This window comes from Brevundimonas sp. DW-iso22, from assembly GCF_058725425.1.
In genome coordinates, this window is sequence record NZ_JBZXEB010000005.1 from 183,219 (window position 1) to 196,060 (window position 12,842).

The 12,842-nt window shown below is 68.1% G+C and carries 18 protein-coding genes and 2 pseudogenes; 10 read left to right on the top strand and 10 right to left on the bottom strand.

The features are described from left to right. From AC4PRM_RS09605 to AC4PRM_RS09615, 3 genes are read right to left on the bottom strand one after another with little or no spacing between them, the layout of a single operon-like run. Nucleotides 1–558 (bottom strand): RNA polymerase sigma factor, encoded by a 558-nt coding sequence (locus tag AC4PRM_RS09605; protein WP_492039667.1) that lies wholly within the window; start codon nucleotides 556–558, stop codon nucleotides 1–3. Nucleotides 559–565: 7 nt separating this feature from the next. Then, the gene (locus tag AC4PRM_RS09610) at nucleotides 566–1,003 is read right to left on the bottom strand and encodes a Spy/CpxP family protein refolding chaperone (RefSeq protein ID WP_492039668.1); all 438 of its coding nucleotides are present in this window, start codon (nucleotides 1,001–1,003) and stop codon (nucleotides 566–568) included. After that, nucleotides 1,000–1,275 (bottom strand): hypothetical protein, encoded by a 276-nt coding sequence (locus tag AC4PRM_RS09615; RefSeq protein WP_492039669.1) that lies wholly within the window; start codon nucleotides 1,273–1,275, stop codon nucleotides 1,000–1,002. The genes AC4PRM_RS09610 and AC4PRM_RS09615 overlap by 4 nt, the downstream gene beginning before the upstream one ends. Before the next feature lie 122 nt (nucleotides 1,276–1,397). Between AC4PRM_RS09615 and AC4PRM_RS09620 the strand changes: the two genes are divergently transcribed. Beyond that, complete coding sequence (locus AC4PRM_RS09620; RefSeq protein WP_492039670.1) at nucleotides 1,398–1,877, top strand: nuclear transport factor 2 family protein; 480 nt, start codon at nucleotides 1,398–1,400, stop codon at nucleotides 1,875–1,877. A gap of 3 nt (nucleotides 1,878–1,880) precedes the next feature. On the opposite strand, the gene AC4PRM_RS09625 is transcribed toward AC4PRM_RS09620, so the two are convergent. The 5 genes and pseudogenes from AC4PRM_RS09625 to AC4PRM_RS09645 all read right to left on the bottom strand — a co-directional run bounded on the left by AC4PRM_RS09625 (nucleotide 1,881) and on the right by AC4PRM_RS09645 (nucleotide 4,618). Beyond that, nucleotides 1,881–2,354, bottom strand: coding sequence for a copper resistance D family protein (locus tag AC4PRM_RS09625; RefSeq protein ID WP_492039823.1), 474 nt, complete (start codon nucleotides 2,352–2,354; stop codon nucleotides 1,881–1,883). A gap of 15 nt (nucleotides 2,355–2,369) precedes the next feature. Next, nucleotides 2,370–2,525, bottom strand: a pseudogene (locus AC4PRM_RS09630) (copper homeostasis membrane protein CopD); the annotation flags it as partial. Beyond that, nucleotides 2,471–2,746, bottom strand: a complete 276-nt coding sequence (locus AC4PRM_RS09635) for a copper resistance protein CopC (RefSeq protein WP_492039671.1) — start codon at nucleotides 2,744–2,746, stop codon at nucleotides 2,471–2,473. The gene AC4PRM_RS09635 and the pseudogene AC4PRM_RS09630, both read right to left, overlap by 55 nt. 425 nt (nucleotides 2,747–3,171) lie before the next feature. After that, complete coding sequence (locus AC4PRM_RS09640; protein WP_492039672.1) at nucleotides 3,172–4,071, bottom strand: endonuclease/exonuclease/phosphatase family protein; 900 nt, start codon at nucleotides 4,069–4,071, stop codon at nucleotides 3,172–3,174. A 73-nt stretch (nucleotides 4,072–4,144) separates the two neighbouring features. After that, nucleotides 4,145–4,618 carry a hypothetical protein gene (locus AC4PRM_RS09645; protein ID WP_492039673.1) on the bottom strand — a complete coding sequence of 158 codons (474 nt, stop codon included), beginning with the start codon at nucleotides 4,616–4,618 and terminating at the stop codon, nucleotides 4,145–4,147. A 112-nt stretch (nucleotides 4,619–4,730) separates the two neighbouring features. Here AC4PRM_RS09645 and AC4PRM_RS09650 point away from each other — a divergent pair, with 112 nt between their 5' ends. From AC4PRM_RS09650 to AC4PRM_RS09675, 6 genes and pseudogenes are all read left to right on the top strand, one after another. Next, nucleotides 4,731–4,919: a hypothetical protein gene (locus tag AC4PRM_RS09650; protein WP_492039674.1), complete on the top strand. Its 189-nt coding sequence runs from the start codon at nucleotides 4,731–4,733 to the stop codon at nucleotides 4,917–4,919. Nucleotides 4,920–5,088: 169 nt separating this feature from the next. Beyond that, entirely contained in the window at nucleotides 5,089–5,247 is a 159-nt protein-coding gene (locus tag AC4PRM_RS09655) for a hypothetical protein (RefSeq protein ID WP_492039675.1), read from the top strand. 1 nt (nucleotide 5,248) lies between these two features. Further along, nucleotides 5,249–5,848: an ImuA family protein gene (locus tag AC4PRM_RS09660; RefSeq protein WP_492039676.1), complete on the top strand. Its 600-nt coding sequence runs from the start codon at nucleotides 5,249–5,251 to the stop codon at nucleotides 5,846–5,848. Further along, nucleotides 5,763–7,301, top strand: a complete 1,539-nt coding sequence (locus tag AC4PRM_RS09665; RefSeq protein WP_492039677.1) for a Y-family DNA polymerase — start codon at nucleotides 5,763–5,765, stop codon at nucleotides 7,299–7,301. The genes AC4PRM_RS09660 and AC4PRM_RS09665 overlap by 86 nt, the downstream gene beginning before the upstream one ends. Next, a pseudogene (locus tag AC4PRM_RS09670) lies at nucleotides 7,298–9,812 on the top strand (error-prone DNA polymerase); the annotation flags it as partial. The gene AC4PRM_RS09665 and the pseudogene AC4PRM_RS09670, both read left to right, overlap by 4 nt. A gap of 381 nt (nucleotides 9,813–10,193) precedes the next feature. After that, a complete protein-coding gene (locus AC4PRM_RS09675) occupies nucleotides 10,194–10,556 on the top strand; it encodes an OB-fold nucleic acid binding domain-containing protein (protein ID WP_492039824.1) in 363 nt (120 codons plus the stop codon). 263 nt (nucleotides 10,557–10,819) lie between these two features. Here AC4PRM_RS09675 and AC4PRM_RS09680 read toward each other — a convergent pair whose 3' ends face one another. After that, nucleotides 10,820–11,017 (bottom strand): hypothetical protein, encoded by a 198-nt coding sequence (locus tag AC4PRM_RS09680; RefSeq protein ID WP_492039678.1) that lies wholly within the window; start codon nucleotides 11,015–11,017, stop codon nucleotides 10,820–10,822. Between the two features lie 212 nt (nucleotides 11,018–11,229). On the opposite strand from AC4PRM_RS09680, the gene AC4PRM_RS09685 reads away from it, so the two are divergent. The 3 genes from AC4PRM_RS09685 (at nucleotide 11,230) to AC4PRM_RS09695 (ending at nucleotide 12,190) form a co-directional block, all read left to right on the top strand. After that, a complete protein-coding gene (locus tag AC4PRM_RS09685; protein ID WP_373258470.1) occupies nucleotides 11,230–11,493 on the top strand; it encodes a DksA/TraR family C4-type zinc finger protein in 264 nt (87 codons plus the stop codon). 69 nt (nucleotides 11,494–11,562) lie between these two features. Next, entirely contained in the window at nucleotides 11,563–11,841 is a 279-nt protein-coding gene (locus AC4PRM_RS09690) for a hypothetical protein (RefSeq protein WP_492039679.1), read from the top strand. Continuing rightward, entirely contained in the window at nucleotides 11,834–12,190 is a 357-nt protein-coding gene (locus tag AC4PRM_RS09695; RefSeq protein ID WP_492039680.1) for a DUF4440 domain-containing protein, read from the top strand. The genes AC4PRM_RS09690 and AC4PRM_RS09695 overlap by 8 nt, the downstream gene beginning before the upstream one ends. Nucleotides 12,191–12,292: 102 nt before the next feature. On the opposite strand, the gene AC4PRM_RS09700 is transcribed toward AC4PRM_RS09695, so the two are convergent. Then, nucleotides 12,293–12,760 carry a hypothetical protein gene (locus AC4PRM_RS09700; RefSeq protein WP_492039681.1) on the bottom strand — a complete coding sequence of 156 codons (468 nt, stop codon included), beginning with the start codon at nucleotides 12,758–12,760 and terminating at the stop codon, nucleotides 12,293–12,295. Nucleotides 12,761–12,842 lie beyond the last annotated feature (82 nt).

Here is a 12,842-nt window from a genome sequence, read left to right on the forward strand (position 1 = left end):
TCATTCCGATGGGCCGAGGCGATCCATCAGGGCCTTCCGGGCGCGGGCGATCCGCAGTTCGACCGCCTTGGATGACAGCCCCAGTATCTGGCCGATTTCGGCGTGGGACCTCCCCTCCAGAACCGCGAGGAGCAGCGGCGCACGTTGAACGTCGGGCAGTTCCCCCAAGGCCCGGTTCATCCGCTCAACCCGTCGCCGGTCGTCCATCCTGTCCTCGGCACCAGGCGTCGGATCGCCGACCGCCATGGCTTCGGGCGCATCGAGACCTATGACGCCCCGCACAAGCCGACGCACGCGACGGCGGCGGCTCCAGTCGCGGCATTTGTTCAGGGCTATGGTGCGCAGCCAAGCGCCGAACGGTCGGCCGGGATCGTATCGCCGGATCGACAGCCAGGCGGCGGCGTAGGTCTCCTGGGTCAGGTCCAGCGCCTCGTCCGGGTCGCCGACATAGCGGGTGATGAAGCGGTGTAGATCACCCTTCGTCGCCGTCATCAGGCGCGAAAACGCAGCCCGGTCTCCCTGGGCGGCCCGGCCTTCGTCGGTGTCGCCAGCCCCCACCCCCGCGTCAGTCGGCGTCGGCGCGCAGGGTCTCGACCACGGCGCGATCGAATTCTTCCGCCTGTTCGGGCGTGAGCACCGCGCGCATCTCGAACACATGACGGATCGTCGCCATCTGGAGATCGCCCATGGCGCTATGGAAATGCTCAACGGCGGCCTGCACCTCGGGCGTGTCGCCCCGGCTCTGGGCGATCGCGGCGGACAGTTCCTGGTTCGCCGCGCGCACTTCCGCCTCCAGCGGTCCGCGCCGCGTCGCGAAGGCGGCCTCGATCTCGTCCAGCCGACGGTCCTGCTCCGGGGTCAGGTCCAGTCGCTCGTGAACAATGTGATGCAGGTCAGCGGGCTGATCCTGTCGCGCCGACCAAGTCATCGCCCCCCAGGCGGCAGTCGCCCCGACGACAGCGGCCAGGACGGCGGTCACGAGCGTGGACTTCAGGCTGCTCATCCCAGGACGCTCCGCATATCCAGCGGCGTCGCCGCCGTCCTGGGGCTGAACACGGTCAGCTCGGTCCGACTCCGCTCTACTGCCGGGGAAGACACGCCTCCGGCCACTCCCCCGATGCCCGCCGCAACGCACAGGGCTGCGACCCGCAGCTTCCGTTCGCGCGCCCGCGCCTGCGTCTGCGCGACCCGGTTCCAGACGCCAGCCTCCACGCCGTCCAGACCCTCGGCGCGCGACGACGGCGTTTGTGCGATCAGGGTATCGAGGTCTGTCATGCGGATCGTCTCCATGCGTCTCGCCCCTCTACGCACCGGTCCGGTAACCCCCTCGCGAGGGGGCGGTTGGTCTTCGGCGTAAACGGAGCATAGTCCTGATCCAGCCTTTCAAGGAGCCATCGATGAAGCGCCTGATCCTCGCCGCTGTTCTCGCCGTTTCAGCGCCCGCTGCAATGGCACATGAGCCGGCTGTCGCGCCTGCGTCCGCGCAGGTCGTCGATGAGGCTGCGGCTCCGGCAATCGCGGTCGTGGACGCCTTTCATGCGGCGTTGGGTTCGGGTGAGCGCGACGCGGTTCTCCCCCTCCTCACAGAAGACGTCATGGTGCTGGAAGAAGGCGGTGCCGAGCGATCGCGTGAGGAATACGCGGGCCATCACCTGCCCGCCGACATGACTTTCGCCGCCGCGACCGAGACCGAGATCACTCGCCGCGCAGCCTTGGTGGAGGGCAACATCGCCTGGGTTCTGACCGAGGGACGCACCAGCGGCACGTTCAACGGTCAACCCGTCGAACGCCTGACCGCCGAAACCATGATCCTGCACCGCAAGGCGGGTGGATGGCGCATCCGCCACATCCACTGGTCGTCGCGCGCGCCGGCCTGAAGGTCACATCGAAGCGGGTGGCATCTGCACCCCCATCGCAGCGACCAAGCCAAGCAGGGCAAAACCCACCAGCATCTCCAGACCGATGCTGATCCGTAGTCGCCGCATCGAAGGGTCGGCATCGGCCTGCGCCTCGACGGCGCGCGATAGCGCGGGCGTCAGGGTAAAGCGGTTGTGCGCCGCCAGTCCGATCATCACGGCGAACAGCGCCAGCTTTGCGATCAGCAAAAGGCCCCAGGCGGAACTTGAAAGACGGCCGATGCCCTCCGCACCAATCAGGAAGGCTGCATTGATCAGACCGGTTATGATAAGGACGGCGACCGTGACCGTCCCGATGGAGGCGAACCCTGCCAAGGACCGCGCCGTTACGCCGGCCTCTCTCGTGGAGCGGCGGATCAGTAGCAGGCAAAAGCCGGCGAGTGCGCCGATCCAGACGCAGGCGGCAAGCGCGTGGACAACGTCGGCTGCCAGATGCAACAGGCCGAGGGAGCCCTCGCTGGCGGCACCATGGCCGCTCCATGCGAAACTGGCGACGGCCCCAGCAAAGGCGAGGATCGCGATCAACCCTCCTGACTTGCGACGCCACGCGAAGATCAGGGCGGCGACCCCCAGCATAGCCAGCCCCGCCCGCACCACATGGGCGATACCGAGGCTTGTAGACTCGTGACCGCACGGCCCCGACTGTCCTCGACCTCAACGGTCGAAAACCGCGCGGCGAACCGCTCACTGAAGGTCAAGCTGATCGTCCGGGGCGCGGTCACGGTGGCACCGTTGCCGGGAGTGGCGGACACCAGTCGGGCATGAGCCAGCACAGGCGATGCACTAAGAACTATGGCCGAGGCGATTGCAAACGGTAGAGTCCGGTTCATGACTAACTCCTCTAATGCCGTCTCTTACGCCTACCGCTTTTTCATCCCTCATAGTGGAGGAGCGCGGCGCAGTTGCAAGGTGATGAACAGACCCTGGGCTTGGTCGTTCGTCTATCTGATCAGGTCCGAGAAGCTCGGTGTAGCCGCGGGAATGATCCTGTATCGTATTCTATTTGACTAGAACCACTCCAAGACTTCGCGGTGGGTAGCGCGGCCTGACCTCTCCAGAAAACCCAGGCTTGATAGGTTGGCCGCGTATCAACGCCAATATCCATGCTCTGTCCCGAAATCCCTGCCCTATCCGCCGACGAACATTCGGACGACGAAAAGAACCTGCACGAGCAGCAGCACCACCAAGGCGGCGATCATGACCCTCTCCTTACCATCCCGTCCGCCCAAGCCTGTCCCCCGCGCCTAGTCCAGGATCACCGACGGTTGAGCGTGACGGTGATGGCGCAGTGATCGCTGAGGGCCTCGCCCCCATAGGTGTGCTCCTCGAACCCGATCTGATCCGCCGCCGCGCGCCGATCCAGCACGATGTGATCGATGAAGTCCGGATAGCGCGGATTGCAGCGGGCTCCCGTCGTGCCGGCCGCAAGGCTCAGATCCGCATCAGCGGGCTGGGCGTCATCCCAGTCGGCCCAGACGGTGTCGCCCGCCTGCGCCAGACGGCGGTTGAAATCCCCGAGCACGGCAAAGCGCACGCCCTCGCCCGCCCGGCGGTCGATCCAGTCCTCCATGACCGGCACCTGCTGCATGAGGACCGGACAGGCCTCATTGCGATCCCCGGAACTGCAGCCTGACTTCAGATGGACGGACAGCAGGCGCACCGGCTCGCCGCCCTGCGGTCGCAGCACGATATCGACACCCGAGCGCAGATCGGCACTGCCGAGCTGCAGGGCCACGAGGTCCGCCTGCCGGTCGAACGCCAGCCCCTTGCGGATGGCAAAGCCTGTCCGCTGGTCGCGGATGGTCAGGCCGTTCTCTCCCCGGCAGGACCCACCACGTCCGGAGCTCACGCGACCCTCGACCACCACCACATAGCGCGACGGATCGAAGACCCGCTCCACGGCGGCACTGGACTCCACTTCCTGGACCGCGATCACATCGGCCTCCAGAGTCTCGGCATAGGCCCGCAGCGCCGCATAGTCCGCTTCGGTACGCGGCCGACAGCCGGTGCCATTGGCCTCGGCGAGATGTTCCATGTTCCAAGCCGCCAGCCTGAGGGGTCCCTGCTCCATCGACGGCACCGACCCCGCCCCCAGACAGCCCGTCAGGGCGAGCGACAGGCCAACGGCCAGGGCGGAGAGCGACAAGGTGTTCATCCGCGTTTTAAAGCACGCAGCGAGGGCCGCAGACCAGAGACTTCCAGCCTCGGGGTCACAGAGTCTGTCGGGCCTACGCCTGCCGCCGCGTGGTCCTGAGGTCCGCCACCACGGCCTTGCGCAGTGTCTCATAGGAGGCCTCGGCTTCGGATCGATCCGCCTCGATCTTCGCCATGGCCGCATCAAGCCGGGCGACCGTGTCGGCATGGGTGGTGTCCAGCGCCGCCAGCTTCGCCTCGAGCGCCTCCAGCCTGGCCCGGACCTTCGCCCTGCCCTTGGCCTTCGGGGCTCCATCGGCAGATTTGGGCGATCGCCCGGCCCGGGAGATCTTGCCGATGTCCACCGTCAGACCGCGCTCGATCACCTGCCCCGGCGACGCCAGGGCGGCGTCATAGTCCGGCCCTTCGGTCAGGGGGCTGGCCAGACCCGAGGCGAACAGGTCCTGTCGCGAGCCCCAGGCCTCCAGCGCCCTGGGCCGCGACGTCGTCGCCACCGTGAAGGCGTGAAAGCCGTCCGACCAGGTGAAGACCTTCAGTTTCGCCGCCATGGTGGCATTCCTCGTCCGTCCGCCGTGCTACAGGGCGACCCGTTTGGCTAAACCCTTTTCCCGCAAGAAGGTTGACGGTACTTTCCGGCACAACCCTGCCGGACCTTCTGCCATGACCGATGCCGACCGAATGGAGGCCCTTCTGGACCTCGTCGACAAGACCCGTGAGGCCCAGCCGGCGCGGAGCGAGCAGCTGGTGGTCCAGGGCTATGCGGAGCGTCTGGGCAAGGGCCGCTACTGGCCGACCCGGGCCGGATGGAATTTCCTGGGCGACCTCGGCCGCCCGTTCGACACCCGCTGAAGCTCGCGACCGCTCTCCCGCCGCCGGCCCGCCAGCCTCTCAGCTGTCCTGAATCCTCCAGCATCCTTCACCCGATTTGTCGGGGATAAGGACGACGTCGCATTGACTCCGGACCGAAATGAGAACCAGAACATATCAGGAACATTGAACCCGCGGAAAGGAGGTCCCCATGAACAGTCGACCTGCCCCCGGGCTTGCCGATCTCCGCGCCCGTATCGAGCGGCTGGAGCAGACCGGTCGTCCCGACTGCGGCGTCCTGCCGTTCGGCGTCGGCCCGCTGGATGCGGCGCTGCCCCAGGGGGGGGCTGGCCCGGGGAGCCCTGCATGAGGTGGCCGGAGGGGGTGACGGTGCCGTGGACGGGGCGGTGGCGACCCTCTTTGTGGCCGGAATCGCCGCTCGCCTGCCCGGCCAGATCCTGTGGTGCGTGACCCGTCCGGATCTCTTCGCCCCGGCCCTGCAGCAGGCCGGACTGGATCCCGGGCGCGTCCTCTATGTGGAGGCCGGGGACGAGAAGAGTCTCCTGGCCTGTTTCGAGGAGGGTCTGCGGCACGGCGGCATCGGCGCCGTGGTCGGCGAGGTCGCCCGGCTGTCGATGACCGCCTCGCGGCGCCTGCAGCTCGCGGCCGAGACCTCCGGCGTCATGGCCCTGGCGGTCAGGCGTTGGCGGCGGGCCACGGATGCGGCGGATTTCGGCCAGCCCACGGCCGCCACCACCCGCTGGCGGGTTAGCCCCCAGCCCTCCTCCCCCCTGCCCGCGCCCGGCGTCGGACGCCCGCGATGGTTCGTCGAACTGATCCGCTGCCGCGCAGGCGACTGTGCCGATTTCACCCTGGAAGCCTGTGATGAGAAGGGCCGTCTCGCTCTACCTGCCCAACTGGCCGATCGACCGGCTGTATCGGCACCTCGACGCCGCCGCGCCGCCGCCTGACACCCCGGTCGTCCTGGTCGGCCGGGATCGGGGACGCCGCATCCTCACCGCCTGCAATCCGCTTGCCCGGTCCCAGGGCCTGCGCCCCGGCATGGCCGCCAGCCAGGCCCAGGCCCTCGTGCCCGGCCTGCAGGTCCATGACGCCGATGCGGCGGGCGACGCGGCTGCGCTCGACCGCCTCGCCCACTGGGCACAGCGCCACTATGCGCCGGTCTGCGCCGCCGACGGACCCGACGGCCTGGCGATCGAGGCCACCGGTGCGGCCCACCTCAAGGGTGGTGAGGCCGGTTTCCTCGCGGACCTCGAGGCCCGGCTGGCCGCGGCCGGCATCCGTGCCCGCGCGGTCATGGCCCCGACCTATGGCACCGCCCATGCCGTCGCCCGGTTTGCACCGGACCTCTCCATCGTCGCCGAAGGCGGGATCGGACGGACGATCGGCGACCTTCCCCTGGCGGCCCTGCGCCTGCCGGACGCCCTCCTGCCGGCGCTGTCGCGGCTCGGGTTCCAGACCATCCTCGATCTCGAACGCCAGCCCCGCGGCCCCCTCACCCTGAGGTTCGGGCCCGACCTCGGCCGGCGTCTCGACCAGGCCTATGGGCGCAGCTTCGAGCCCATCACCCCGGTGATCGACCAGACCCTCCCCCGGGCCGAGCGGCTGTTCGCCGACCCCATAGGCGCGCCCGAGACCCTTGCCCGCTATGTCGCCGAGCTCGTGACCGACCTCTGCCTGGCCCTTGAGCGCGACGGTCTGGGAGCCCGCCGGCTGGACCTGCACTGCCAGCGCATCGACCACCGGCTGGAGACGGTCCGGGTCGCCACGGCGCGGCCCCTTCGGGATCGTCGCCGTCTGACCCGTCTCCTCTGCGACAAGATCGAGACCATTGCGCCGGGCTTCGGGATCGAGCGGATGACACTGATTGCCTCCATCGTGGACCCGCTGGACTGGCGGGCGGCCTCCTCCCGGCTCGGGGAGGCGGAAGCGCCGGACGTCTCCGGCCTGATCGATGTCCTGGCCAACCGTATCGGCAGGGATCGTCTCTATCGGCTGGCCGCCGTCGAGAGCGATGTCCCCGAACGCTCGGTCCGCAGGACTGCGCCAATGGCCCCCGATACCGCGACCGCCCCGGGCTCCACAGCGACCTGGACCTCGGACTGGCCCCGACCCGCCCGACTGTTCCGGCCGCCCGAGCCGGTCCAGACCCTGGCGTTGCTGCCCGACAATCCGCCCACCCACTTTACCTGGCGCGGTGTGCGGCGGCGCATCCGCCGGGCGGACGGACCCGAACGGATCCACGGCGAATGGGCGCGCAGCGATGCCGAGCTCTGGGCCGTGCGCGACTATTTCCAGGTGGAGGACGAGGCGGGCGAGCGGTTCTGGCTCTTCCGGGCCGGCGATGGCGAGGATGCCCGTACCGGTCCCCAGACCTGGTTCATCCATGGCAAGTTCGGATGAGATACGCCGAGCTCCAGTGCGCCTCCCACTTCTCCTTCCTGCGCGGGGCCAGCAGCTGCGAGGAGCTGTTCGGCCAGGCGGCCGCCTGCGGGATCGAGGCCCTGGCCATCACCGACCGCAACAGCCTGGCCGGGATCGTGCGGGCCCATGAGGCGGCCCGTGCCACCGGGGTGCGCCTGATCGTCGGCTGCCAGCTTCAGCTGATCGATGGCACGAACCTTCTCGTCTATCCCACGGATCGCCCAGCCTATTCCCGCCTCTGCCGTCTGCTGTCGATCGGCAAGCGCCGCGGCGGCAAGGGCCGCTGCTGCCTCGACTGGGAGGATGTGGCCGGCCATGCCGAGGGCCAGATGGCCGTACTGGTTCCGGACCGGGCCGACGGCACCACCCGCCGGGCGCTGGAGCGGACGGCGGAGATCTTCGGGCCACGCGCCCATCTCGGCCTCACCCTGCGCCGGCGCCCGCGCGACCAGATGCGGCTCCATGACCCCAGCCGCCTGGCCGAGCAGACCGGCGTCTCCACCGTGGTCACCAATGACGTCCTCTACCACCACCCGGACCGGCGGATCCTGCAGGACGTCGTCACCTGTATCCGCGAGGGCTGCACGCTCGATACCCTGGGCTTCAGGCGGGAGCGTTCCGCCGACCGCCACCTGAAACGCGCCGCCGAAATGCACCGGCTGTTCGCAGCCTATCCGGACGCCCTGGCCCGCACGCTCGAGATCGCGGACCGCTGCCGCGTCTCCCTGGACGAACTGTCCTACCAGTATCCCGATGAAGTCAGCGTTCCAGGCCAATCGCCCCAGGACACCCTGGCGCAGCTGACCTGGGAGGGGGCGGCCAGGCGCTATCCCGACGGTCTGCCGGACAAGGTGCGCAGGAGCCTGGAGCATGAGCTGCGCCTGATCGGGGAGCTCGGCTATGCCCCCTATTTCCTGACCGTCCATTCCATCGTGCGCTTCGCCCGCAGCCAGGACATCCTCTGCCAGGGCCGGGGGTCGGCGGCCAACTCGGCCGTCTGCTATGTGCTGGGCATCACTGCCATCGATCCGGAGCGCAACGACCTGCTGTTCGAGCGCTTCGTCAGCCAGGAGCGCCGGGAGCCGCCGGACATCGACGTCGACTTCGAGCACGAGCGGCGCGAGGTGGTCATCCAGTGGATCTTCGAGACCTATGGCCGCAACCATGCCGCCCTGTGCGCCACCGTCATCCGCTACCGGTCACGCGGGGCCCTGCGTGATGTCGGCAAGGCCCTCGGCCTGTCCGAAGACCTGATCAAGACCCTCTCCTCCCAGGTCTGGAGCTATTCCAGCGAGGGCGTACAGGACAGTCATGTCGAAGAGCTAAACCTCAACCTCGAGGACAGACGCCTGCGCCTGGCGCTTGATCTTTCAAGACAATTGATCGGCTTTCCCCGCCACCTCAGCCAGCATCCGGGCGGCTTCGTCCTGACCCGTGACCGGCTGGACGACCTTGTTCCCATAGAGCCGGCGGCCATGAAGGATCGCCAGGTCATCGAATGGGACAAGGACGATATCGACGCCCTGAAATTCATGAAGGTCGATGTCCTGGCCCTGGGCATGCTCAGCTGCATGAAGCGCGGCCTGGACCTGCTGGCCGGTCACAAGGACATCACCCTCGACCTGGCCACCATCCCGGCCGAGGACCCGAAGACCTATGCCATGATCCGCAGGGCCGACACCCTGGGCACCTTCCAGATCGAGAGCCGGGCCCAGATGGCCATGCTGCCGCGCATCAGGCCCCGGACCTTCTATGACCTGGTGATCGAGGTCGCCATCGTCCGCCCCGGACCGATCCAGGGCGACATGGTCCCCCTATCTGCGTCGCCGCGAGGGCCGCGAGCCGGTCGTCTATCCCACACCCGAGCTGGAGAAGGTGCTGGGCAAGACCCTGGGGGTGCCGCTGTTCCAGGAACAGGCCATGCGGGTGGCCATCGAATGTGCCGGCTTCACAGCCTCGGAAGCCGACCAGCTGCGGCGCGCCATGGCGACCTTCAAGGTCACGGGCGGCGTCAGCCATTTCAGGGACAAGCTGATCAGCGGCATGGTCGCGCGGGGCTATGCGGCCGACTTCGCCGAGAAAACCTTCAGCCAGCTGGAGGGCTTCGGCTCCTATGGGTTCCCCGAGAGCCATGCGGCCTCCTTCGCCCTGATCGCCTATGCCTCCTCCTGGCTCAAATGCCATCACCCCGACGTCTTCTGCGCCGCCCTGCTCAATGCCCAGCCCATGGGCTTCTATGCCCCGGCCCAGATCGTACGCGATGCGCAGGACCATGGGGTCGAGGTCCGGCCGGTCTGCATCAATGCCAGCCGCTGGGACTGTACCCTGGAAGCCGACACCCGGGGCGACCGTCTCGCCGTCCGTCTCGGCTTCCGCATGGTCAGGGGGCTGGCCAATGCCGCCGCCGCCCGTCTGGTCGCGGCCCGCTCGGACCGTCCCTTTGCCTCCGTCGACGAGGCCTGGCGCAGGGCCAGGGTGCCGGTGCAGGACCTGGTGCGGCTGGCCGAGGCCGACGCCTTCCGCCCCGCCCTTGCACTGGAGCGGAGAGAGGCGCTCTGGGCGATCAGGGCCCTGCGGGATGAGCCCCTGCCCCTGTTCGCCGCGGCGGCCACCGACGACGGCCTGCCTGTGTCCGAGGTTTCCGAACCGGCCCCGAGCCTGAGGGCCATGGCTCCGGGCCGTCAGGTCGTGGAGGACTATACCCATACGGGGCTGACCCTGCGCGACCATCCCCTGACCTTCCTGCGCGATCAGCTGCAGAACCGCCACGTCATGACCTGCGCCGAGGCCACCGGCATGCGAGACCGCCGGCTGACCCGCGTCGCGGGCCTGGTGCTCGTGCGCCAGAAGCCCGGCAGCGCCAAGGGCGTGATGTTCATCACCATCGAGGACGAGACGGGCGTCGCCAATCTGGTGATCTGGCCCCGTCTCTATGAGGAACAGCGGCGGGTCGTCCTGGCGGCCAGCATGCTCATCGTCAATGGCCGGGTCCAGCGCGAGGGGGAGGTCATCCACATCGTGGCCACCCGGCTGCATGACGGCTCGGACCTCCTGGCCACCGTGGGCGAAGGCGGCGAAGCCTTTCCTTTGCCTCACGGGCGCGGCGACGAGGTCCACCATGGCAGCCTGCCCGATCCCCGGGGCGGTCCGCCCCGCAATCCGCGCGCGCGAGACATCTTCATTCCTGATCTGAAGACCACTGTCATCCAGCCCAGGACCCGGGACTTTCGCTAAGCGGAAAGAGGGGGCAGACGTCCGGGCGTCTCCATGAACAACGTGCCCGCGTTGCAGTGGCCAGAATCAGTGAGAAGACCCGCCACACAGGGCGGATTTCCGGGGAAGACCCGGTCGGCAAAGGCATCGACGGTCAACTGACGCATGAGAGGGTCTCCCGCCCTGAGCCCGTTTGGCCCTCGGGTACGTCTCCAGCCACCCCCCGGCCTGATCGCCAGACAGCCATACCGCCGCCACTCTATTGGAGGCAGCCCCGGGTCGATCTAGCTGAACGGATGCTCACGCGCCTTCATGGCCGCATCGATCATCAGCAATCCGGACTGTTCTGCCGCATCGGCCGTCATGCAGACCCCCTTGCCCCCGACAGAAGACACCACCACCGAGCCGTGGTGACCAACTGCGGTCATGGGCCGGGTCTCGATATCCGGGTCCGAAAGGGGGTCAGGGGGAAACTCACGCATGCGGACCAAAACCCCCGAGGCCAAAAGCCGTTCAAGCGCTGCAACAAAGATAGTTTGGCCCGCACGGCTGCCCTGTCGACAATCAGCCTCAACCCGTCTGCCGTATGTGTCGCCAGCACGCATTGGCAACATCACATCCTGTCCAAGCCGACGGAACGCACGAGTCTTCTCCGGGTTGGGATTGCAGGCGGGAGTTTCAGAGGAAGCAAAACATGGCTGGAGGCTGGACGCGAGATGGCGCGGTGCTCGACCAGATCGAGGACACGGTCGTCGATGGCGTGCTGTCGGCACGATCCCGGCTTCCGACCGGTCCCGGACGCCCCGACTGTGTCGAGTGCGGCGACGACATCCCCCTGGCGCGCCGACGCGCCCTTCCCGGGGCCACAACCTGTGTCCATTGCCAGGCCGGGCGCGACACGCGCGTCAGCCACTCCGCCATCAATCGCCGCGGCAGCAAGGACAGCCAGTTGCGGTGATGCGTCGCGCCCCCGCGGGCCGCCGGAACGGAACGGCAGCCCCCCGGTTCACCCTCCAAGGAGAACGACATGAGCCAGAAGACCTACGAAGTCACTCTACAGACCGACGCCGGCGACACCCGCACGGTCACCGTCCCCTCGCCGACCGGCGTGCAGGCCGGGGACGCCGCGCGCCCCCTGATGGCCGAGGGAGAAGCCATTCTCGCAATCACCGAACTGCCCGAGGGCGATACCCGTGATCTGGACGGCGGCTCGCCGAAGACCCAGGCCGAAGAGCTCGCGCCCGTCACCCCGGGCGCGGCAGCGGTAGACACCGATCCTGCGGTCAGGGGCGAAACCCATGGATGATGCCCGCCTCTGGGGTTCGGAAACCGGATTGTGGACCGCCGACCCCGAGCATTACCGCGAGATCATCGCCGATGACGCCCTGGTGATCCTGCCTGGCCATGCCAGTGTGCTGGTAGGGGCCGACGCCATCCATGCCGTCAGTGCGACGCCGCGGTGGTCGACGGTCGCGTTCAGCGATCAGCAGGTCAGCCGCCCGCACGAAGGTCTCATCGTGATCGCCTATGCCGTCGAGGCTCGTCTGGACCACGAAGTCTATCGGGCCCGGTGCTCGACCACCTATCTGCGGAATGCCCATGACGACTGGCACGTCATACAGCATCAGCAGTCCGCGGAAATACCGGCGTCCTGATCCCGATGTAGACGAACAAATGGCCTGCAGCCGCACAGGGTGAACTGATGCCTCGTCAGTTCACACCCGCAACTGTCGTTTTCTGGTGACAGCGTCGCTGCGCTACCGCCGGCGTGTGGCCCAGATCACAACGCCCAGCGCGCTGCAGACGACCAGCAGGTCCTCGCCCAGTCCGCTCCGCGTCTGGCCGATCTGTCGCATGGCCTTCTTGCGGGCTGCGAGGGTCAGGTAGGCCAGAGGCACTGCGGTCGCCACGGCGACCGCTCCGCCCATTCGCTCGCGTCCCCGGGGCGCAAGGGCGGCCCCGGCTATGCCCGCACTCATGATCCGGGCGATCAGGCCCAGGGCCACCGTCCGGTCCGGCGCGGTCTTCATCTTGTCGCCAAACAGTTCGCCGACGCCCATCATCAGGGCTCCGGCCGTGAACAGGGGCTGTTTCAGCAGGACAAGCCGTCCGGGCGTGATGCGCCCGGCCAGATGCGCCCCGGCCAGGGCGGCCATGGGGGACATCGAGCGCGCACTGGCTGCAGCACCGATCAGCAGGGAGGGAAGCAGGTCTGGATATCTCATGCCTTTCAAATACGCAGGCCCGCATCCGGTTCACCCTGCCGACCGCGCCCGTGCCTTCCCGCTGGCCCGCTGCCCGGAAACC

What these genes read in the sequence shown, in the direction of transcription:
- AC4PRM_RS09615 (WP_492039669.1), bottom strand. Translation starts at nt 1,275, where the DNA reads ATGACAGACCTCGATACCCTGATCGCACAAACGCCGTCGTCGCGCGCC.
- AC4PRM_RS09695 (WP_492039680.1), top strand. Translation starts at nt 11,834, where the DNA reads ATGGATGATGCCCGCCTCTGGGGTTCGGAAACCGGATTGTGGACCGCC.
- AC4PRM_RS09650 (WP_492039674.1), top strand. Translation starts at nt 4,731, where the DNA reads ATGACCGATGCCGACCGAATGGAGGCCCTTCTGGACCTCGTCGACAAG.
- AC4PRM_RS09610 (WP_492039668.1), bottom strand. Translation starts at nt 1,003, where the DNA reads ATGAGCAGCCTGAAGTCCACGCTCGTGACCGCCGTCCTGGCCGCTGTC.
- AC4PRM_RS09645 (WP_492039673.1), bottom strand. Translation starts at nt 4,618, where the DNA reads ATGGCGGCGAAACTGAAGGTCTTCACCTGGTCGGACGGCTTTCACGCC.
- AC4PRM_RS09665 (WP_492039677.1), top strand. Translation starts at nt 5,763, where the DNA reads ATGAGAAGGGCCGTCTCGCTCTACCTGCCCAACTGGCCGATCGACCGG.
- AC4PRM_RS09635 (WP_492039671.1), bottom strand. Translation starts at nt 2,746, where the DNA reads ATGAACCGGACTCTACCGTTTGCAATCGCCTCGGCCATAGTTCTTAGT.
- AC4PRM_RS09640 (WP_492039672.1), bottom strand. Translation starts at nt 4,071, where the DNA reads ATGAACACCTTGTCGCTCTCCGCCCTGGCCGTTGGCCTGTCGCTCGCC.
- AC4PRM_RS09685 (WP_373258470.1), top strand. Translation starts at nt 11,230, where the DNA reads ATGGCTGGAGGCTGGACGCGAGATGGCGCGGTGCTCGACCAGATCGAG.
- AC4PRM_RS09655 (WP_492039675.1), top strand. Translation starts at nt 5,089, where the DNA reads ATGAACAGTCGACCTGCCCCCGGGCTTGCCGATCTCCGCGCCCGTATC.
- AC4PRM_RS09690 (WP_492039679.1), top strand. Translation starts at nt 11,563, where the DNA reads ATGAGCCAGAAGACCTACGAAGTCACTCTACAGACCGACGCCGGCGAC.
- AC4PRM_RS09675 (WP_492039824.1), top strand. Translation starts at nt 10,194, where the DNA reads ATGTTCATCACCATCGAGGACGAGACGGGCGTCGCCAATCTGGTGATC.
- AC4PRM_RS09680 (WP_492039678.1), bottom strand. Translation starts at nt 11,017, where the DNA reads ATGCGTGAGTTTCCCCCTGACCCCCTTTCGGACCCGGATATCGAGACC.
- AC4PRM_RS09700 (WP_492039681.1), bottom strand. Translation starts at nt 12,760, where the DNA reads ATGAGATATCCAGACCTGCTTCCCTCCCTGCTGATCGGTGCTGCAGCC.
- AC4PRM_RS09620 (WP_492039670.1), top strand. Translation starts at nt 1,398, where the DNA reads ATGAAGCGCCTGATCCTCGCCGCTGTTCTCGCCGTTTCAGCGCCCGCT.